General features: G+C 63.0%; 13 protein-coding genes. 8 read left to right on the plus strand and 5 right to left on the minus strand.

From position 1 onward, the window contains the following. Nucleotides 1-580: 580 nt before the first annotated feature. On the plus strand, nucleotides 581-2,167 hold the full coding sequence (mgtE, locus tag B5F27_RS13170) for a magnesium transporter (RefSeq protein WP_242962194.1): 1,587 nt from the start codon (nucleotides 581-583) through the stop codon (nucleotides 2,165-2,167). Between the two features lie 292 nt (nucleotides 2,168-2,459). On the opposite strand, the gene B5F27_RS13175 is transcribed toward mgtE, so the two are convergent. From B5F27_RS13175 to B5F27_RS13195, 5 genes are all read right to left on the minus strand, one after another. Continuing rightward, nucleotides 2,460-3,884: a hypothetical protein gene (locus B5F27_RS13175; RefSeq protein WP_087368436.1), complete on the minus strand. Its 1,425-nt coding sequence runs from the start codon at nucleotides 3,882-3,884 to the stop codon at nucleotides 2,460-2,462. Next, nucleotides 3,881-4,699, minus strand: coding sequence for a carbohydrate-binding protein (locus B5F27_RS13180; RefSeq protein WP_087368438.1), 819 nt, complete (start codon nucleotides 4,697-4,699; stop codon nucleotides 3,881-3,883). The genes B5F27_RS13175 and B5F27_RS13180 overlap by 4 nt, the downstream gene beginning before the upstream one ends. Before the next feature lie 23 nt (nucleotides 4,700-4,722). Beyond that, a complete protein-coding gene (locus tag B5F27_RS13185) occupies nucleotides 4,723-6,519 on the minus strand; it encodes a heparinase II/III family protein (RefSeq protein WP_087368440.1) in 1,797 nt (598 codons plus the stop codon). An 84-nt stretch (nucleotides 6,520-6,603) separates the two neighbouring features. After that, a complete protein-coding gene (locus B5F27_RS13190; protein WP_087368442.1) occupies nucleotides 6,604-7,866 on the minus strand; it encodes a response regulator in 1,263 nt (420 codons plus the stop codon). After that, on the minus strand, nucleotides 7,844-9,658 hold the full coding sequence (locus B5F27_RS13195) for a histidine kinase (protein WP_242962195.1): 1,815 nt from the start codon (nucleotides 9,656-9,658) through the stop codon (nucleotides 7,844-7,846). The genes B5F27_RS13190 and B5F27_RS13195 overlap by 23 nt, the downstream gene beginning before the upstream one ends. A gap of 302 nt (nucleotides 9,659-9,960) precedes the next feature. Between B5F27_RS13195 and B5F27_RS13200 the strand changes: the two genes are divergently transcribed. The 7 genes from B5F27_RS13200 (at nucleotide 9,961) to B5F27_RS13230 (ending at nucleotide 19,531) form a co-directional block, all read left to right on the plus strand. Next, a complete protein-coding gene (locus B5F27_RS13200; protein WP_087368445.1) occupies nucleotides 9,961-11,130 on the plus strand; it encodes an MFS transporter in 1,170 nt (389 codons plus the stop codon). Between the two features lie 265 nt (nucleotides 11,131-11,395). Next, the gene (locus tag B5F27_RS13205) at nucleotides 11,396-12,712 is read left to right on the plus strand and encodes an extracellular solute-binding protein (RefSeq protein ID WP_087368447.1); all 1,317 of its coding nucleotides are present in this window, start codon (nucleotides 11,396-11,398) and stop codon (nucleotides 12,710-12,712) included. A gap of 98 nt (nucleotides 12,713-12,810) precedes the next feature. Then, a complete protein-coding gene (locus tag B5F27_RS13210; RefSeq protein WP_087247442.1) occupies nucleotides 12,811-13,740 on the plus strand; it encodes a sugar ABC transporter permease in 930 nt (309 codons plus the stop codon). Nucleotides 13,741-13,755: 15 nt separating this feature from the next. Beyond that, nucleotides 13,756-14,616, plus strand: a complete 861-nt coding sequence (locus B5F27_RS13215; RefSeq protein ID WP_087247444.1) for a carbohydrate ABC transporter permease — start codon at nucleotides 13,756-13,758, stop codon at nucleotides 14,614-14,616. A 158-nt stretch (nucleotides 14,617-14,774) separates the two neighbouring features. Next, nucleotides 14,775-15,935: a glycoside hydrolase family 88 protein gene (locus B5F27_RS13220; RefSeq protein WP_087247446.1), complete on the plus strand. Its 1,161-nt coding sequence runs from the start codon at nucleotides 14,775-14,777 to the stop codon at nucleotides 15,933-15,935. Between the two features lie 99 nt (nucleotides 15,936-16,034). Continuing rightward, the gene (gene uidA / locus B5F27_RS13225) at nucleotides 16,035-17,831 is read left to right on the plus strand and encodes a beta-glucuronidase (protein ID WP_087368449.1); all 1,797 of its coding nucleotides are present in this window, start codon (nucleotides 16,035-16,037) and stop codon (nucleotides 17,829-17,831) included. A gap of 14 nt (nucleotides 17,832-17,845) precedes the next feature. Further along, on the plus strand, nucleotides 17,846-19,531 hold the full coding sequence (locus B5F27_RS13230) for a DUF2264 domain-containing protein (protein ID WP_087368451.1): 1,686 nt from the start codon (nucleotides 17,846-17,848) through the stop codon (nucleotides 19,529-19,531). Nucleotides 19,532-19,546: the final 15 nt, after the last annotated feature.

Consider the following 19,546-nt stretch of genomic DNA (forward strand, 5'->3'; position numbering starts at 1 on the left):
TTCCTTCTGTTGTTGATCGCACCAAAACAAAAGAACTTTTGCGTCACGAAAGATAGGGTCCCTCTGCGAGGGCCGGCTCTCACGAGCTGGCCCTCGCATTGTTTGTTGTGAGGAAAACGTACAGAATAGAGAATGTACCCTGTGTCCAGAGCCCCGCCGGGGCGAGCCTGCAGGGCTGGGGGAAGTGCCCCCCGCCTCAGGCGGGAAAAGTAGGGGGTTGACCGAGTCTAAATGGTGCGTTATAATCAAACTAGCGACAAAACTGGGAGGTGAACGCAGAAAGATGGACCCGGATCATAGTAGATCCGAGCGGTACAGCGCATCGGAAAATGAAGAAGCTGCGTTCACCCGCAGGGAGAACGAGAAGGAATAAAACGGCGCCGGGGGCCAGTGTGCCCGGGCGCAGTTTGGTGTGAAGGATGGAGGGGAGCCTGTGGGCATCCCCTGTTCCCGTCTGGACACATGGCGTGAGCGCAGCCTGCGCGGCGGAAAGCTTTTCCGCCGCCTGTTGGCTGCGCCTTTTTATATCCCGATGGACTGTACCCTCCTGTGATAGTTTGTGATGGAGGAGATAGAACCCATGGATAAGAGAGAAAAAAAAGAAGTGTTGGACCAGGAAATGATGGAGCATCTGGAACAGATGCCCGCCCAGGAACTGCCCGACGATATTCCCGCCGAAGTGCGTGAACAGCTGGCCCGGGATCTGAACGACGCCGAGGCCGCCGAAGACCTGCGCCAGGACGTGCGGGACGCCGAAAAGGAAGAGGCCAAGGAGGCCCCTCCCGCCCCCAACGAGCTGACCAAGAGCCGCCTGCTCAAGCTGCTGGTGAAAAAGCAGTACCTGAAACTGCGCGAAGTCACCGAGGACGTCCAGCCCGCCGACCTGGCCGAACTGCTGGAAGAACTGGACGAAAACAACCGCCTGGTGGTGTTCCGGCTGCTGAAAAAGGAAGTGGCCGCCGAGGCCTTCACCTATATGTCGGACGACGCCCGGGATGACCTGGTGGAGGCCTTCTCGGATGTGGAGCTGATTGCAGCCATCGAGGAGATGAGCCTGGACGACGCCGCCGACCTGCTGGAAGATATGCCCGCCAGCGTGGTCAAGCGGGTGCTGGAGAAATCTTCCCCCCAGACCCGCGAGAGCCTGAACAAGCTGCTGAATTACCCCGAAAACTCCGCCGGCAGCCTGATGACCCTGGAATATGTCCGCCTGCGGAAAGATATGGATGTCCGGGGCGCGTTTGCCGCCATCCGGCAGCAGGGCGAACAGGCCGAGACCCTGTACACCTGCTATGTGGTGGAGAAAAACCGGCTGCTGGGCGTTGTGTCGGTCCGCAGCCTGCTGCTGGCCGACCTGGATACCCCCATCACCGAGATCATGGACGACAACGTCATCGCGGTGCGGGTCACCGACGACCAGGAATACGTCTCCCGTGAGATGCAGCGGTATGACTTCACCGCCATGCCGGTTCTGGACAACGAGGGCATGTTCGTGGGCATCATCACCATCGACGACGCCATCGACGTCCTGACCGAGGAGTCCACCGAAGACATGCAGAAGATGGCCGCCATTCTGCCGGATGACGAGGCCACCACCTACTTTGGCACCAGCGTCTGGACCCACGCCAAACAGCGTATCCCCTGGCTGATGATCCTGATGCTGTCGGCCACCTTTACCGGCATGGTCACCACCCACTACGAGGAGGCCTTTGTGGCCCTTCCCCTGCTGGTTTCCTTTATGCCCATGCTGATGGACACCGCCGGCAACTGCGGCAACCAGGTCAGTACCCTGATGGTTCGCGGCCTGGCTCTGGGCGAGGTCAGCCCCGGGGACTTCCTCAAGGTCCTGTTCAAGGAGCTGCGGATTTCCGCCCTGGTGGGCACGGTGCTGGGCCTGGTGAACGGCCTGCGCATCTGGCTGATGTACGGCGTCCTCTACGCCGGCATGTATGAGAACGTGCCCGGCTATGTGCTGGTGGTCAGCCTGTCGCTGTTCCTGAGCGTCATTCTGGCCAAGCTGGTGGGCGGCATCCTGCCTCTGGGCGCCAAGAAGCTGGGCTTCGACCCCGCCATCATGGCCACCCCCTTCATCACCACCATCGTGGACGCCTGCAGTCTGATCCTCTACTTCCAGATTGCCATGCGGGTATTCCACAACATGATGTGAGCCTCACCCCAAAAGAACCCAAAACACCCCTGCATCCCTCGGGATGCAGGGGTGTTTTTTGTCTGTGTTTAGACTGGCGGGGGTGAATTTTCCACCAGCGCACAAAATCCCGGTGGAAAACCTGCCGGCCGAAACGCCGCAAGAGGAGCGGCCCGGGCGGACCTCCCCTCTTTTACGCGTGTGATTTTCGGAGAATGGGGTCAGGGGCCTGTTTCCTGACCGCGGCTTTATGATACCGCCGCGGCGGGGCAAATACAATCCCTTTTCCGCCCAAAATCATCAAGAAACCGACTTACGAGGCCGGATGGGTCAGCAGGTCCCACAGCCCGTCCGAACTGTCCAGCACCGCGATCTGATAGTCGGCAAAGAGCTCCTGCACCGACTGACTGGTGGAGCCGTCGGCGGAGGTGTCATAGCTGCCCAGATCGGCGCCGGCCAGGCTGGGAACGTCGGTCCAGGGGATGAGCTGTCCGGTCCAGTCGCTGCCCAAAGCCTCGCTCAGGGCGCCGTAGGCCTCCTCAAAGCCCTCAGGATCGGCCAGAATCCAGATGCCGCTGTCCCCGTTGGACAGGTCGGTGTTCATACGGGTGGCGCCCGCCATCTGGCTGTTCATGTCGGTGAGGGAGGCGTCGGCGCTCCAGGTGTAGACGTTGAGGCTCACCACCACCGCCCCGTCCCCGTTGCGGTCCACGCCGTAGCTCTCCAGCACCTGCTGGAGCTGGAGGGCGGAGGAATCGGGCAGGGTGTCGGGGGTGACCACCGCCACGTTGTAGTCGGGGTCAATGGTGGTGGTCAGGCCGTGAACCACATAGATCACCGCCACCACCAGCACCGCCGCAGCCGCCACCAGGCCCCAGTTGTAGTACCACCAGTTGGCCCGGGCCCGGGCTTTTTTCTGCTTTTCGGTCATGAGGGGGCCTTCCTCCTCGTCGTCGGCCGAGGGGGCGTGCTCCACGTCCAGGTCATAGATCTCCCGCAGCACCGGGAAGAAAATCTGCATGGCCACCAGCACCGGCAGCCAGAAGCCGAACAGCATGGCCCACAGGGTGCTGATGGGGAAAAACAGGATCAGGACCGCCACCCCCGCAAAGATGACGGCGCTGCCCCCCAGGGCCCGCCCGGGGGCATAGAGCATCATGTGTCCGGCGGTGCGCAGCAGGCTGCCCAGAGAGGTCTCCCCGGCGGGGGCGGCGGTCAGAGCCGCCACCGTCAGGCTGCCCGCCACCGCCAGCACCAGCATATCAAAGCCCAGGAACACCAGAATGGCGCTGCCGGGGTACTGACCCGACTCCATCACCTCGAACAGGAAGGCCCAGACAAAGGACAGGGCCCCCAGCAGGGTGATGAGGATGGCGCCCACAGGCAGGGCGGCCTTCCACTTGGCGGAGATGGTCTGGCCCATCCGGGGCAGCCAGGGGGACGGATCATTGCACAGGCTGCGGAGGGCGCAGTCGGCCATCACCAGAAGGCCGATGCCGGCCAGCATGCCGCCCAGCAGGCCCGCCAGAAGGGTCAGGGGGAAGTTCAGCAGGATGATGCCCAGAGACACACCCAGCGCCGCCGGCAGCACCAGGGCGCAGACCAGAAAGTTGGTGGCGATCAGCTGGCCGAAGTCCCGGCCCAGAATCTGGAAGAACCGGGCCAGGCCCTTTTTCTCGGGCTCGTTGGGGTTTACGCCCCGGCCGCTGCCGCCGTAGAATGCGTCAAACCAGCTCATGCCTGCGCCTCCCCGCCCTCGGCGCCGGCCTCATAGCCCCAGGCCTCAATCTGGGTCAGGGCCGGGAAGGGCGACGGACCCTCGGCCTGGATCAGCTCGCTGAGCACCAGGCTGCGGACCCGGCGGGGCGGGAAGGTAATGCTCTGGGGTTTGGCGCTCTTGACCAGAGGAATTTCCAGCCGGGAACCGTCCGAGAAGGTGACGGTGGCCCGAATCCAGTAGTTGTCATGGGGGAAGTCGGCCCGCTCGGTGATCCGCAGCTCGTCCAGCACCACTTCCCGGCCAAAGTCCAGGGTCAGGGCCGCGTTGGGGTCCCGGTTGATGCCCCAGCTCTGGTAGGGATATTCCCCGTGGGAGCTGTTCTCAAAGATGCCGTCGATGGCGTTGCGGGCGGCAAACACCGCCTCGCCGCGGGTCTCCACGTTGGCCGAAGCATGGGGATAAAAACCGGTGTCCCCGTGCTCATCGTAGCAGTTGAAAGCCAGATTCCGGCGGACGGCCAGCTCCTCGGGCCGGGCCAGCCGGGCCCGGATCAGATGCCGGCTGCCCTGGAAGCTCTTGGGGGAATAGGTGATGGCCTGCTCCCCAAAGGGAATGTGGAAGTTGATCTCCCGGTTGACCACATACACCAGGGCCGGGTCCATGGTATCCTCCAGCTGGATGACGCAGAACTGGCCCGGGTGATCGATTTCCAATGCGATGCGGTCGCCGGGCTGGTAGGCGTTGGTGTAGACCAGAGATACCTCCTGATCGGCCCGGCAGGTCATCAGGGTATGGCCCGTCTGGTTCAGGACTTTCAGCTTGATGGTTTCCATGACAAAAACTCCTTTTTCTCTGCTCAGTTCAAATGTAAGATCAGCTTATTGTAGAAATACATGCTGATTTTCCAAATGGTATCAGGCCAGGCGGTGCGCAGCCGGGGATCGGTCACCGGCACCGGCTGGACCGTCACCTCCACCCCGCTGCCAGGCTGGATCAGGCCCAGGCCCTCCAGGCTCAGGCCGCCGCCCCAGAGCTGGGGATGCAGCTGGGTCATGAGGGTCAGTTCCACTTCCCCGGGCCAGTCGGTCTCGTCCACCAGGGTGATTCCCTCCGGGGTGACCGACACCGTCCGCCGGTAATGGCTCAGCCCCTGGATGGGGGGATAGGCCCCCGACAGCTCGGCCGAAATGCTCCCCTCCCCGATCTGAATGTCCCGGGCGGCGTACTCTGCGCCGGGCAGCTGCATCACCCCGTCGAAGGTGGGCAGGTTGTGCCAGCCGCTCTGCATGGTCCAGATCTCGTACCGCTGGGGGCTGAAGGTCTTGCGGGTGTAGCTCTCCACCCCAATGTCAATCAGGAAGGGCCGCCCGTCCTTGTAGACGGTGATGCTGCCGGTGTCGTTGTGGTTGTGGCTGTCCCCGTTGGAGCCCATCTTGGCCCCCAGAACCCAGCTGCCCCGCCGGGCGGCAAAGACTCCCACGCTGGGGTACCACACGTCCCCGGCGGGGGCGGCGGTGTCGGGATGGCTTTCCAGCTCCCGCTGGGTGAAGGCGGTGAGAAGCCGGTACCACAGGTTGATCCGGCTGCTGGCGTCCTGGGCGGTGAGGTGGTCGGGGTCCGGGTCGGCCCGGAAATCCGACGCCGCCAGGGCCGCCAGAGAGGGGCTGCCCACCGCCTTGGCAAAGAGATATTCCCGGGCGCCGCAGCGGCCCGCCAGAGGGCTGCAATCCCCGAAATTCAGGTAATAGGGCCCGTCCACATGGACGTTCAGGATGTACTCGGCAATGTTGCGGATTTTCTCCTCCCGGAACAGGGGCCCGAAGGCCTCGGGGGCGGCGCTGGACAGGATGTGCAGGGCGCCCCAGAGGGTCAAACCGGCGTGGCGGTAATATTGGGCGCCCTCGTTGCAGCAGCCGTCGAGGCCGTAGTCCTTCAAAAAGCAGTCCAGGCTGTAGGCGGCCTGGCGGACGGCGGCCCGACGCTCCTCCTGGCTGACGTCGGGCAGCAGGAAGAAGCAGAGCAGCACGTTCTGGGTGCACCAGCTGGTCCAGTTGCACATGGGCTCATTGCCGTTGCCCATCCACCAGAAGTGATCCTGCAGGTAAGGGGTCAGAATCCGGTTCCGGACCTCCTGTTCGATGCGGGTGGTGAGGCCGGGATAGGCTTTTTCCAGCTCAGGCCCCAGCAAAAAGTGGACGGTGGCCAGCAGGGCCCCGGCCTCCGCCGCAAACAGGTCGATGAGGGGCCGGGCGGTGTCGGGCAGGGGCAGCTGGGGGGTGTCCCGGACGTAGGAGTTGTGGGCCGGCAGCTGCCAGGCGCTCTCCTCGCAGATGGCCCAAATGGTGTCGGCGATGGCGTCCAGGTAGCGGCCCCGGTACTCCACACACTCGGCGCAGACCAGGGCGCACAGCCGGGCCCGGCGGGAGAAGGTGGCCTCCTCCCAGTCGGCCCGCCGTCCGCTGCGGATAAAGTCCAGCCAGAGGGTCAGGGGCATGGGCGCAATGGACCGGGCCGCCTCGGCCTCGCCGGCGTCCAGAAGGCGCTGGCGGGCGGTGTCGGGCAGGGATTCCCAGTCCGCCCGCTGACAGGCCGGAGGGCAGGGCCGGAAGGCGGGCAGCACCGCCGGCAGAAGGGGTAGTCTTTCGGTAAACATGGAACATCTCCTATCATGGATGACAGACAAGGAAACAGAGCGGACAACGCCCCTCTCCCCTGCGCCCGGTGACGGCGCGGGGCGCTACAGCTTCTGCTGGTATTCCCGGGGGCTGAGGCCGGTGGCCTTTTTAAAGACCTTGGAGAAGTAGAAGGAGCTCTCGAAACCCAGTTCCTCGGCGATCTCGTAGATCTTTTTATCCCCTTTTTCCAGCATTTCCTTGGCGGCAGCCACCCGGGCCTCGGTGATGTACTCCACAAAGCCGCCGCCGTACTTGCCGAACAGCTGGCTGAGGTAGCCGGGGGAAAAGCTGAACACGGCGGCAACGTCCGCCAGGGTCAGTTTTTCGGACAGATGGTCCCGGATGTAGGCCTTGACCTGGGCGACGGTCTGCAGCTTGGAAGCGCTGGCGTCGCTGTCCATGTCCTCGGCAAAGAGGATGGGTTCGCTGTCCGACAAAAGAAGCCGGAGGGTATCCAGCTCGCGGCAGCGGCGGGGCAGGCCCAGCGGTGCAGCGGCGGGCCGCCCCACGGCCCACAGGAGCCGGGCGGAAAAGTAATTGTAGAGAATCTGGCTGGCCTTTTTCAGCAGCGGCTCCAGAAAGGCCTTCACGTCCCGGCCCTGTTCCTCGGTGAGGCTGAACAGGGCGCTGAAATGCAGCACGTCGGTGCCGGTGGCGTGGACCGGCAGATAGTTCTGGAGGGTGGTTTCCAGCATCCGGCAGCAGGCCAGATTCAGCTTGAGCTGCTGCTCGGTGGTCATGGCGGCGTTGGCGGGCAGAATCTCGCCCCAGGCCGCAATCAGACAGGGCTGGTCCAGATGCAGGTCCAGCCCCTTCATCTCCTGCTGCAGATGGGCCTCGTCAGGGATCAGGCCCGCATACAGCCGGATCAAAAACCGGTCCTGCAGGGTCCGCAGCCCTTCCTCCATCTCGCTTTTGCTGGGCATCTGGCCGGTGAGGGCCCGCTCTTTCTTCACCTTTTCGCTGGCCCGCTCCAGCGCGCCGCACAGGCTGGTGGGGGTCAGGTCCATCTTGACCAGATAGTCCACCACCCCGGCCTCAATGGCCCGCCGGGCATAGCTGAAATCCTCCGAGCTGGTGAGCATGATGAACACCGGCAGAGGGCCTTTTTCGTGGCAGGTGTGGGCCAGGGACAGCCCGTCCATCACCGGCATCTTGACGTCGGCGATGACGATGTCGGGCTTTTCCCGCTCGATGGCTTCCAGGGCCAGTTTGCCGTTGCGGGCGGTGCCGCAGATGGTGTAGCCCTGCTTTTCCCATTCCAGCATCCCCTGCAGGCCGATCAGGACCAGGGGCTCGTCGTCAGCCAGTAGGATCCGCAGCATGGGTCGTTTCTCCTTCCTCTTTGGGGTGATAGGGCAGGCGGATGGTCACCGCCGTGCCCACGTCGGGTTCGCTCTCCACCGTCAGGCCGTAGTTTCTGCCGAAGGAGTATTGCAGCCGCCGGTGGACGTTCCACAGGCCCACATGGCGGATTTTGTCCTGGGCGGCGGCCTGGTCGGAGGGCTCGTCCAGCAGATGGGCCACCTGTTCCGGGGGCATTCCCACCCCGTCGTCGGTCATGGTGACCAGAACATCCCCGTTGTCGGGGCTGATGTGAATTTCAATCAGTACGCTGCCAAAGCCGCCCTTGGGTTCCAGGCCGTGAAAGATAGCGTTTTCCGCCAGGGGCTGGAGGGTGAACCGGGGGATCATGCAGTCCCGGCAGATGGCTTCGTTGTCGATGTGAGACACCTCAATCTGCAGATCCCCGCCGTAGCGGTACTGCTGGATGGTGAAATAATCGTTCAGCAGGGCCAGCTCGTCCTGGAGCGGCACCAGTTTTTCGGTGCTCTTGGAGACGCTCTTGGTGAGCCGGGCGAAGGCGGTGACCATCTCGGCGATGCCGGTGGCGTTCTGGATGGTGGCCATCCAGCGGATGGAGTTGAGGGTGTTGTAGATGAAATGGGGGTTGATCTCGGTTTGCAGCATCTGGTATTCCAGGTCCTGCTTCCGCTTTTGGTCTTCCAGGCGGCGGGCCAGCAGGCCCTCCACGTTGCCGGCCAGATGGTTGATGCCCCGGCCGATGTCGCCCAGCTCGTTGGACCACTCGATGGAGTGGTCAATGGTGAAATTGCCCTCGCTGATCCGGTCCAGACGCTGGCGGAGGGCCGCCACCGGCCGGGTGATGACCGAATCCAGCCACCGCAGCAGCAAAGCGTCCATCAGCCACAGCAGCAGGATGCCCAGGCCGATCAGGAGCAGGTAAATCATCCGCTGGTTCAGGAAGGTGCTCTCGGGGAACAGCTGAATCAGCTGGGCGTCCCAGCCATCCAGAGGCACCACCACCGACAGGAACGCCCGGTTGTTCCGCATGACGCGGAATACCTGGGTGTCGGGGCTGGCCAGGCCGGCGGCCCGATAGGGCTCGGTGTCCAGACCGTGTTCCACCGGGGTGAGGATGTGGCCGTCCATCCGCCAGAGCTGACCTCCCATTTGCCAGTAGAGGACGCCTCCCTCGGGCATGATGTAGTCGTCGGCGGCGCTGGTGATGACGGCGGTGTCCAGGCCCAGATAAATCCACCCGATGGAGTGGGTCTCGGTGCTGGGGCGAATCTGCTGGCGCAGCACCAGACAGGTGGGGTGGGAAGGCAGCAGGGGGTCCAGGGCAAAGGTGAGCCGGTTCTCCGGGCCCAGGAACATGGTCAAAGTGCCGGCGTTGAGGCCGGCGGAACTGGTCAGATTGCCCAGCTGAAGAAACCGGTCGGTGCCGTTGGTGACGAAAAACCGGGTGATCTGGGTCTGGATGGGACTGGACAGATACCGGTCGGAAAAGGTGTCGTAAGCGGAGGTGGTGAGCTGGCCGGTCATCTCGGTGGTGGTGAGATAGCGGCGGAGGGTGCTGTCGGTGGATGCCCAGTTCAGCAGGTTGTCGGCGTTGTTCAGCTTGGCCTCCACCGAGGTGGCCATCTGCATCAGGTTGAATTCCACCGAGCGCAGGGTGTTGCTGCGGATATAGGAGTCGGACAGAGCAAACAGCACGATGCCCAGCAGCAGGCTCACCACCGCGGTGAACATCTGGGTGCCCAGGACAATCTGGCGCCGCAGGGTCATTCTGCGGATGAAATCGAAGCTCATGGCCCTCCCCCTTTCCGGCCTGCGCAGCGGTGCGCGATTTAGGATACAACACTTATAAAGTAACGTTTTTTGGGTGGATTGTCAACCGTCCGCCGCCGCTTGTGCAGACGGGCCTTTTGTGTTATACTGGCCTTACTTTACCAGCCTGTGAAAGGAACTGCTGCAAGATGAAACGGTTGACTCGTCCTTAAACACATCCAAACCGTCCGGTGTGCCCCGTTCAGGGGTACGCCCTGGGGCGTGCTGTGCCCTGCCCCGGGAAAACGCTGTTTTTCTGAACGTTTGATGTGAGGTACGAGAAAATGAAATCGTTTATCTGCCCAGGCCGTCCGCTGGACGGTCTGACGGTCATGTCCTTTTTGAACGGGCTGGTCTTTTTTGGCCCTGTTTCCCTGCTGGTGCGCACCACCGCAGGGGTGAGCGTCAGCCAGTTCTTTTTATTGCAGGCGGCCTTGTCCCTGGCGGTCCTGCTGGGCGAGGTGCCCTCGGGCCGCCTCACCGACCGGATCGGCTGCCGCCGGTCCATCCTGCTGTATGAGTTTCTGTTTGTGATGGCCCGGGTGCTGCTGCTGACGGCCTTTCTCACCCGGTCCCTGCCCTTGTTCTGGCTGGAAGCCATGGTGGAAGGAGCGGCCCTCAGCTTTGAGTCGGGCACCCTCAGCGCCTATCTCTACGGCACCCTGCCGCCGGAACGGTATCTGACCAGCACCGCCCGGGTGCGGAATCTGGAGACCGCCGGCTTTGTGGTCAGCACCCTGTGCTATGCGGGCCTGTACGCTGTGGGGGGGATTCCCGTCCTGCTGGCGGCCAGCGCCCTCACCAGTTTTCTGGCCTGGCTGGCCTCCTTTTCCCTGCCGCCGCTGCCGGTGCAGCGCCGCCCGCCCCGAACCGAAACCGCACCCCGGCCCGGCCTGGCCCATATGGTGCTGACCCGGCGGGCCCTGGCCCTGATCGCCGCCCTGGCGGCCTTGAACATGGGTCAGATTCTGGTGAATTTTTTCTACGCCGACAAGCTGCTGGCCTGCGGGGCCCGGGCCGAATGGCTCACGGCCATCATTCTGGGGTATTCGGTGATTCAGATGCTGTCGGGGCCGCTGCTGGACCGGCTCAAGCCGGAACATACCCTGCAGGCCCTGGCAGGACTGTTTGTGATGGCGGGGGCCGGCATGGCGGTTCTGGGCCTCATCGACCGGACCCTCCCGGCGGTGGCCCTGATGCTGACTCTGCCCTTGCTGCTGCGGATGCCCGGCTGCATCCTGGAAAAAATCCAGAACAACCTGGTGGACGCCGCCGGCCAGGAGAAACGCCGGGCCGAAGCCCTCTCCCTGTTCAATATGAGCGGCAGCGTCTTTGAGGTGATGTTTTTGGTGGGGTCCTCGGCGGTGGCCGCCGCGGGCCCGGCGGCCTGCTTTGGGGCGGCGGGGCTGCTGCTGGCGGCATCCGGCTGGGCAGCGTATAAAATCCTGTCCTGATCGCCGGAGGACCCTTGTATATATAGTACTGAAAAAATCGAATACAGCAACAAATTTTTGTGCAAAAATGGATTAATTGCATCTTTGAGTTTAAGATATTGCATCTTTTCTGGAAAAAATAAAAAAATTACAGACGCTTTTTTGGATTTTCCATTCCGAAAAGGGACAGGCGGGCTTATAGTATAAACAAGGAAAGCGGACCCGCCGACACGGGGCGGGACGCTGCATCGAAGAAGAAAGAGAAGATTTCCAGGAGGCAAAGATCATGAGAAAGATTTCCCGCCGTTCGTTCCTGCAGGCCGCCGCTGTGGTGGCCGGCACCACCGCTCTGGCCGCCTGCGGCAGCTCCAGCTCCAGCTCCACCGCCGCATCCACTGCTGCATCCGCCGCTTCGTCTGCTGCCGAAGGCACCACCAACCTGGTCTGGACCATCTGGGATCTGGAGTCCACCGCTTACTGGAAGGCCATGGCTGACGGCTACATGGCTACCCACCCCAACGTCACCATTGAGATGCTGGACCTGGGCTCCACCGATTACATGACCGTTCTGGCAACCCAGCTGGCCGGCGGCGCCGACATCGACGTCCTGAGCATTAAGGACATCCCCGGCTACGCCAACCTGATCAACCTGGATTACCTGGCACCCATGAACGACGTGCTGACCCGTGACACCGCTGACTTCAACGGCACCATCGAGCAGCTGACCACCGACGACGGCAACTTCTACGCCGTTCCCTTCCGCAATGACTTCTGGGTCCTGTTCTACAACAAGGATCTGTTCGACGCCGCCGGCGTTCCCTATCCCGCCAACGACCTGCCCATGGAGGAGTACGACGCTCTGGCCCGTCAGATGACCAGCGGCGAGGGCGACGCCAAGGTTTATGGCTGCCACTACCACACCTGGCGCTCCTGCGTGTCCCTGTTCTCCATCCTGGACGGCGAGAACACCATCGTGGACGGCACCTATGACTTCATGAAGCCCACCTACGACCTGGTCCTGGCTCAGCAGAACGACGGCATCTGCATGGACTACGGCTACCTGAAGACCTCCTCCCTGCACTACTCGGCCGCTTTCGAGAACCAGCAGTGCGCTCTGCTGCCCATGGGCAGCTGGTTCATCGCCACCCTGCAGACCTACATGGCCGAGGCCGAGACTCCGTTCAACTGGGGCATGGTCAAGTATCCTCACCCCGCCAACGCTCCTGCCGGCTCCACCCTGGGCACCGTGACCTCTCTGGCCATCAACGTGGATTCCGCCAAGGCTGAGGCTGCTGCCGACTTCATCAACTGGTGTGTCTCGGATGAGGGCGCCAAGGTCATCGCTGAGACCGGCACCTTCCCCGCCTGCGGCTCCGAGGAGACCAACGCCATCATCCGCGCCACCGAGGGCTTCCCTGCCGACGACGCTTCCGCCGAGGCTCTGAACACCGTGGCCGTCTACCTGGAGATGCCCTACACCCAGTATGCTTCCGATATTGAGACCATCCTCAACACCGAGCACGACGCCATCATGACCCTGAGCGAGACCGTCGACGAAGGCATTCAGAACATGAATGATCAGGTCTCGGTCATCCTGGCCTAATTTCTCGCTGAGCGCCCTATCTTTTGTACCGGCGCGGGGCGGGCTGCCTGCCCGCCCCGCTTTTTTGTGAGGATTGTTTGGAAAGGAGGAGTTTCCCTATGGCAAATCCTGCCGCGTCAACCGTCAAGGCGGATAAGCCTCCCCGCAAGGCCCTGAAGAAATCGGTTCGGGACACCCTGACCGCTTACACCTTCATTGCCCCCAACTTCATCGGTTTCTGCGTGTTCACTCTGGTGCCGATGGTCTTCGCCATCGCCCTGGCCTTCTGCTCCTGGGACGGCCGCCACGCCATTGAGTTTGTGGGCCTGAGCAACTTCATCAAGCTGTTCAAGACCGACAAGATCTTCCAGGCCGCCCTGGTGAACACCATCGTCTACGTTCTGGGCACGGTGCCCCTGACCCTGGTGTGCAGCCTGGCCATGGCGGTCCTGCTGAACCAGAATGTCCGCCTGCGCAACTTCTTCCGCACGGTGGCCTTCTTCCCCTACGTCGCATCGCTGGTGGCGGTGGCTGCGGTCTGGAACATGATTTTCAACCCTGCCATGGGCCCCATCAACTCCCTGCTGGCCGCGCTGGGCGTGGAGAACCTGCCCCGCTGGGCCGCCGGCAAAGAGACCGCCATGCTGACCGTCATCCTGTTCAGCGTCTGGAAGAACATGGGCTACTACATGGTCATCTACCTGGCGGGCCTCCAGGGCTGCAACCCTGACCTGAACGAGGCCGCCGAGCTGGACGGCGCCAATCGCTGGCAGCAGTTCTGGCACATCACCCTGCCCCAGCTGCGTCCCACCACCTTCTTCGTGGTCATCATGCTGACCATCTCGGGCTTCAAGGTGTACGACCAGATGTACATGATCACCCAGGGCGGTCCCGGCAACGCCACCATGACCCTGGTGTACTACATCTACAATGTGGCCTTTGTCAACACGCCCAAATACGGCTACGCCAGCGCCATCGCCATGGTTCTGTTTGTCCTGGTGCTGATCGTGACCATCGTCCAGTTCCGCGGCTCCCGCGGCGAAAACTGAGAAAGGAGGAGCACCATGGCTGTATCTGCAATCAAAGATCATGCCTCCCAGAAGCGGCGCAACGCCATCATGCGGTTCATGATCTATTTCTTCCTCATCGTCATCACCGCCTTCATGCTGATGCCCTTCCTGTGGATGCTGTCCTCCTCCTTCAAGGAGAACAAGGACGTGTTCGGCTTCCCCATCCAGTGGATTCCCGCCAACCCCCGCTGGCAGAACTATGTGGACATCTGGACCGAGATCCCCCTGCTGACCTTCATCAAGAACACCGCCAAGATCACCATCGTGGTCACCCTGCTGCAGCTGTTCACCTCGTCTTTTGCGGCCTACGCCTTTGCCAAAATGCAGTTCAAGGGCAAGAACGTGCTGTTCCTGGGCTACATCGCCACCATCGCGGTGCCCTGGCAGGCCTACATGGTGCCTCAGTTCATGATGATGAGCTCCTGGGGCCTCAACAACACCCATCTGGCCATTATGTGCCTGCAGGCCTTCAGCGCCTTCGGCGTGTTCCTGATGAAACAGTTCTATGAGGGCGTGCCCAGCGAGCTGTGCGAGGCCGCCCGCATCGACGGCCTGACCGAATACGGCATCTGGTGGCACATCATGCTGCCTCTGAGCCTGCCGGCTCTGTCCACCCTGACCATCTTCACCTTCGTCAACACCTGGAACGACTTCCTGGGGCCCCTGATCTACCTGACCCGCACCGAACTGAAGACCATCCAGATCGGCCTGCGCATGTTCATCTCCCAGTACTCGGCTGAGTACGGCCTGATTATGGCCGCCTCGGTGGTGGTGCTGATCCCGGTGCTGATCGTGTTCCTGTCCCTGCAGAAGTACTTCGTCCAGGGCGTGGCTTCCTCGGGCATCAAGGGCTGATCGCTTATCCCAAACTGAATCAGGCTTTTTACAGCCGGCGCCTGCCGGAAAGCAGGCTGGATTCCCATTGTTTCGTGGGCGGGGCCGGGGCTTTTTGCCCGGCCCCGCTTTTTGGTGTATACTGGAACCAAACTTTTTCAAGGAGGCTTTGTCACCTTATGAAAACCTTCCCCAACCGTGTTCTGTCCGACGCCGAGGCCCGGGAGGCCCTGGCCGCGGCCTGCCGTCAGGTGGAGGCCAATCTCCCTCTCTACACCTGGCAGTGCCAGAATCATTCCAGCGTCAACAACATCTACCCCGGCTGCCCCAACAACCAGTGGACTTGCGGCTTCTGGCCGGGCGAAATCTGGCTGGCCTATGAGGCCACCGGCAATGAAGCATTCAAACAGGCGGCCCTGATCCAGGTGGACAGCTTCGCCGACCGCATCCGCCGCAAGGTGGAGGTGGACCACCACGACATGGGCTTTTTGTACAGCCCCACCTGCGTGGCGGCCTGGAAGCTGGTGGGCAGCGAAAAGGGCCGTGACGCCGCCGTGGCGGCCGCCGACCAGCTGCTGACCCGCTATCAGCCCAGCGGCAAATTCCTACAGGCCTGGGGCACCATGGACGACCCCGACAACTACCGCTACATCATCGACTGCATGCTCAACGTGCCCCTGCTGTACTGGGCCACCGAGACCACCGGCGACGACAAATACCGGGCCATTGCGGCGGCCCACACCGCCACCTGCCTGGCCAACTCCTTCCGGGAGGACGGCAGCACCTACCACACCTTCTACATGAACCCCGACGGCACCCCCAAGGGCGGCCGCACCTGCCAGGGCTACCGGGATGACAGTTTCTGGGCCCGGGGCCAGGCCTGGGGCGTCTACGGCAGCGCCATTGGCTACACCTACACCCACGATGAAAAATTCCTGGATGTGTTCCGCCGGGCCCTGGATTTCTACCTGTCCCGCCTGCCCGAGGACCTGATCCCCTGCTGGGATATGATTTTCGCCCCCGACAGCGGCGAACCCCGTGACTCCTCCTCGGCGGCCATCGTGGCCTGCGGCCTGCTGGAGGCGGCCAAGTATGTGGAGCCCGCCGAGGCCGAGAGCTGGCGGACCCTGGCCCGCCAGATGCTGGCCTCCCTCTACGACCACTACGCCGTCCGCACCGCCACCCTGGGCTCGGGCCAGCTGCTCCACGGCACCTACAGCAAAAAGAGCCCCTACAACACCTGCACCCCCGAGGGCGTGGACGAGTGCACCAGCTGGGGCGATTACTTCTACATGGAGGCCCTCACCCGCCTGACCAAGGACTGGGAGATGTACTGGTAAGAGACGTCCGGGGGAATTCGATTTCCCCCGCTGGGCCCGGGCCGCAGCCACAGAGCATCCGGCCCGGACAGATCATCCGTTTGGATGGGAGGAACAACCATGCTTTATCCTCAGCAGAACGCCGCGCGGCTCACCCTGAGCCTGGACGGCATCTGGAACTTTGCCCTGGACCCCGGCGACCCCGCCGCCCCCAGCCTGGACCCGGCTTCGGCCCTGCCCGGCGCCGAGACGGTGGCGGTGCCCGCCAGCTTCAACGATCAAAAGCCCGACCGCGCCTGGCGGGATCATTACGGCTGGGTGTATTATCAGCGCACCGTCACCCTGCCCCGCAGCTGCGCCGGTCAGCGGGTGGTGCTGCGGTTCGGCTCGGTGACCCACCAGGCCAAGGTCTGGCTGGACGGTCAGCTCATTGCCGAGCACCGGGGCGGCTTTTTGCCCTTTGAGGCCGACGTCACCGGCCGTCTGGCCCCCGGTGCCACCGCCCTGCTGACGGTGGCCGCCGACAACCGGGTGAACCGCAACACCCTGCCGGTGGGCAACGAGCCGGGCGAAATCGCCTTCTTTGGCTCGGACAACGCCGGCATTCCCTCGGTGGAACACGCCAAGGCCGGCGCCAAGCCCATGAACCGCCCCAACTTCGATTTCTTCAACTATGCCGGCATCCAGCGCCCGGTGACCCTCTACACCACCCCCAGGGCCTACATCGCCGACATCACCCTGGTGCCCCACTGCGACGGCCGGGTGGACTATCGGGTGGACACGGTGGGCGAGGGCAGCGTCTCGGTGGAGATTCTGGACCCGGCGGGCAAGCCGGTGGCCTGCGCCCAGGGGGCCGCAGGCAGCGTCACGGTGCCCGATCCCCAGCTGTGGGAACCCTGGCCCGGCACCCCTGCCCTCTACACCGCCCGGGTGACCTTTGGGGAGGACTGCTACGACGAGACCTTCGGCATCCGTGAGGTGAAGGTGGAGGGAACCAAACTCCTGCTCAACGGCAGGCCGGTCTACCTCAAGGGCTTTGGCAAGCACGAGGACAGCGCCCTCCATGGCCGCGGCCTCAACCAGGTGGCCAACGTCACCGACCTGCACTATATGCACTGGTTCGGGGCCAACTCCCTGCGCACCAGCCACTACCCCTACGCCGAGGAATTCTACGCTTTGTGCGACCGGGAGGGCATCCTGGTCATCGACGAGACCCCGGCGGTGGGCATCAACGGCGCATCCCGGGACCCCTACAAGAACAATATCCTGGCCGAACATCACCGCCAGGTGCTGGACGAGATGATTGCCCGGGACAAGAACCATCCCTGCGTCATCCTGTGGAGCCTGGGCAACGAGCCTGACCTGGAACACTATCCCGAGTCGGCCCTGGAATACTGGCACGCCCTCTATGAGCAGGCCCACGCCCGGGACCCCCAGGACCGCCCCGTCACCCTGGTGTGCTGCCAGAACGACTACACCAAGGACATCACCACCCGCACCATGGACGTGGTCTGCATCAACCGGTACTATGGCTGGTACAACCTGTCGGGCGACCTGGACGCCGCCTGCGCCGGCCTCAACGAGGAACTGGACTTCTGGGCGGGCATGGGCAAGCCGGTGGCCATCACCGAATACGGCGCCGACACCGTCAACGGCCTCCACGACGCCTGCGGCGGAATGTTCAGCGAGGAGTACCAGGCGGAATACTATCAGCGGATGGGGGAAGAATTTGACAAGAGGGATTTCTTCATCGGAGAGATGCCCTGGAACTTCGCCGACTTTGCCACCATTCAGGGCCCCATGCGGGTGGGCGGCAACCGCAAGGGCCTGCTGACCCGGGACCGCCGCCCCAAGCTGGCGGCCCACACCCTGCGCCGCCGCTGGACGGTCATCCCCAACTTTGACTACAAGAAATAAAAGAGGAAACAGCCATGGAACTTTCCACCAAACAGGATTTTCAGGCGCTGATGCACCTGTTTCTTGACCCCCTGAAACCCTATTATTCCGAGGGCAAAGCCCGGCTTCACCTGGGGGAAACCGGCGTGACCTACGGTCAGGCCGCCATCGAGCTGGAGGCCTTCAGCCGGCCTCTGTGGGCCCTGGTGCCCTTCTGGGTGGGAGGCGGCTCCGACCCGGAATTTGAGGAGATCTACCGCCGCGGCCTGGCCGCCGGCTCCGACCCCGAAAACCCCGAGTACTGGGGTGAGTGCGGGGACTACGACCAGTGCTTTGTGGAGATGGCAGCCATCGCCTGCGGCCTGCTGACCGCCCCCGAAAAGCTGTGGGACCCCCTGTCCGACACTGAAAAGCAGAATCTGGCCCGGTGGCTGGAACAGATCAACCACCACGTCATCCCTGAGTGCAACTGGCAGTTTTTCATGATTCTGGTGAACCTGGCCCTGAAAAAGTGCGGGATGCCCTACGACCCTGAGAATCTGGCCCGGGGCCTGGCGCGGATTGACAGCTACTACAGCGGAGACGGCTGGTCCACCGACGGCGCCAGCCCCCAGAAGGACTACTATATCCCCTGGGCCATCCAGTACTACGGCATCCTCTACGCCAAGTTTGCCGCCGACACCGACCCCGAACGGGCGGCCCTCTACCGCAGCCGGGCCGAGCTGTTTGCCAAGCAGTTCATCTACTGGTTTGACGACAATGGCGCAGCCCTGCCCTATGGCCGCAGCCTGAGCTACCGGTTTGCCCAGTGCTGTTTCTGGTCGGCCTGCGTCTGGGCCGGTCTGGAACCCTTCCCCCTGGGCGTCATGAAGGGCCTGATTGCCCGGAACTTCAACTGGTGGCTGAATCAGAAAATGTTCGACCGGGACGGCATCCTGACCATCGGCTACTGCTATCCCCAGATGTATATGGCCGAGCGGTACAACGCCCCCGGCAGCCCCTACTGGGGTATGAAGTGCTTTATCCTGCTGGCCCTGCCCGACGACCATCCCTTCTGGACCGCCGAGGCCCTGCCTGTGCCCCAGCTGGACGCCCTCAAGCCCATGCCCCACGCCAATATGCTGGTGGCCCGCTCGGAGGGCCGTGTGACGGCCTATCCCGCCGGCGTCAACGAGGGCCACGGCCACGGCCAGTTCCCTGAGAAATACGCCAAATTCGCCTACGACACCCGGTTCGGCTTCTGTGCTTCCCGCAGCCGTGAGGTAATCTACCAGGCCGCCCCCGACAGCATGCTGGCCTTTGTCATCGACGACAACGTCTTTGTCCGGAAGGTATCCATCTCCCACGAAATCCGTGAGGATCGGGTGGTGAGCCGCTGGTCCCCCTTCCCGGGCATCGAGGTGACCACCACCATCCTGCCCACCGCAACCGGCCATATCCGCCGCCATGAGATCGACAGCGCCTACGACTGCGAGGCCTATGACTGCGGCTTTGCGGTGCCCCGGTTCGCCTCCGGCTATCTGGAATCCACGGCGGACGGTGCAGCCACCGCCCGCAACGCAACGGTGTCCTGCACCGTGTCGGGCAGCGGCGAGGGGACCGTTATCAAATGCGACCCCAACGTCAGCCTGTATTCCACCAACGTCTCCCTGCCGGCGGTGCGGTACGTTATCCCCAAGGGCCACTCCTCCATCGAGACCGAGGTAAAGGCCCAGGCCTGATACAACCCGCCCACC

This window comes from Faecalibacterium sp. An192, from assembly GCF_002160175.1.
Lineage (GTDB): Bacteria > Bacillota > Clostridia > Oscillospirales > Ruminococcaceae > Faecalibacterium.

Bases quoted from the DNA above. Each gene is read 5' to 3' on its own strand.
- B5F27_RS13215 (WP_087247444.1), top strand. From the start codon at position 13,756: ATGGCTGTATCTGCAATCAAAGATCATGCCTCCCAGAAGCGGCGCAAC.
- uidA (WP_087368449.1), top strand. From the start codon at position 16,035: ATGCTTTATCCTCAGCAGAACGCCGCGCGGCTCACCCTGAGCCTGGAC.
- B5F27_RS13195 (WP_242962195.1), bottom strand. From the start codon at position 9,658: ATGAGCTTCGATTTCATCCGCAGAATGACCCTGCGGCGCCAGATTGTC.
- B5F27_RS13180 (WP_087368438.1), bottom strand. From the start codon at position 4,699: ATGGAAACCATCAAGCTGAAAGTCCTGAACCAGACGGGCCATACCCTG.
- B5F27_RS13190 (WP_087368442.1), bottom strand. From the start codon at position 7,866: ATGCTGCGGATCCTACTGGCTGACGACGAGCCCCTGGTCCTGATCGGC.
- B5F27_RS13230 (WP_087368451.1), top strand. From the start codon at position 17,846: ATGGAACTTTCCACCAAACAGGATTTTCAGGCGCTGATGCACCTGTTT.
- B5F27_RS13185 (WP_087368440.1), bottom strand. From the start codon at position 6,519: ATGTTTACCGAAAGACTACCCCTTCTGCCGGCGGTGCTGCCCGCCTTC.
- B5F27_RS13205 (WP_087368447.1), top strand. From the start codon at position 11,396: ATGAGAAAGATTTCCCGCCGTTCGTTCCTGCAGGCCGCCGCTGTGGTG.
- B5F27_RS13210 (WP_087247442.1), top strand. From the start codon at position 12,811: ATGGCAAATCCTGCCGCGTCAACCGTCAAGGCGGATAAGCCTCCCCGC.
- B5F27_RS13175 (WP_087368436.1), bottom strand. From the start codon at position 3,884: ATGAGCTGGTTTGACGCATTCTACGGCGGCAGCGGCCGGGGCGTAAAC.
- B5F27_RS13220 (WP_087247446.1), top strand. From the start codon at position 14,775: ATGAAAACCTTCCCCAACCGTGTTCTGTCCGACGCCGAGGCCCGGGAG.
- B5F27_RS13200 (WP_087368445.1), top strand. From the start codon at position 9,961: ATGAAATCGTTTATCTGCCCAGGCCGTCCGCTGGACGGTCTGACGGTC.
- mgtE (WP_242962194.1), top strand. From the start codon at position 581: ATGGATAAGAGAGAAAAAAAAGAAGTGTTGGACCAGGAAATGATGGAG.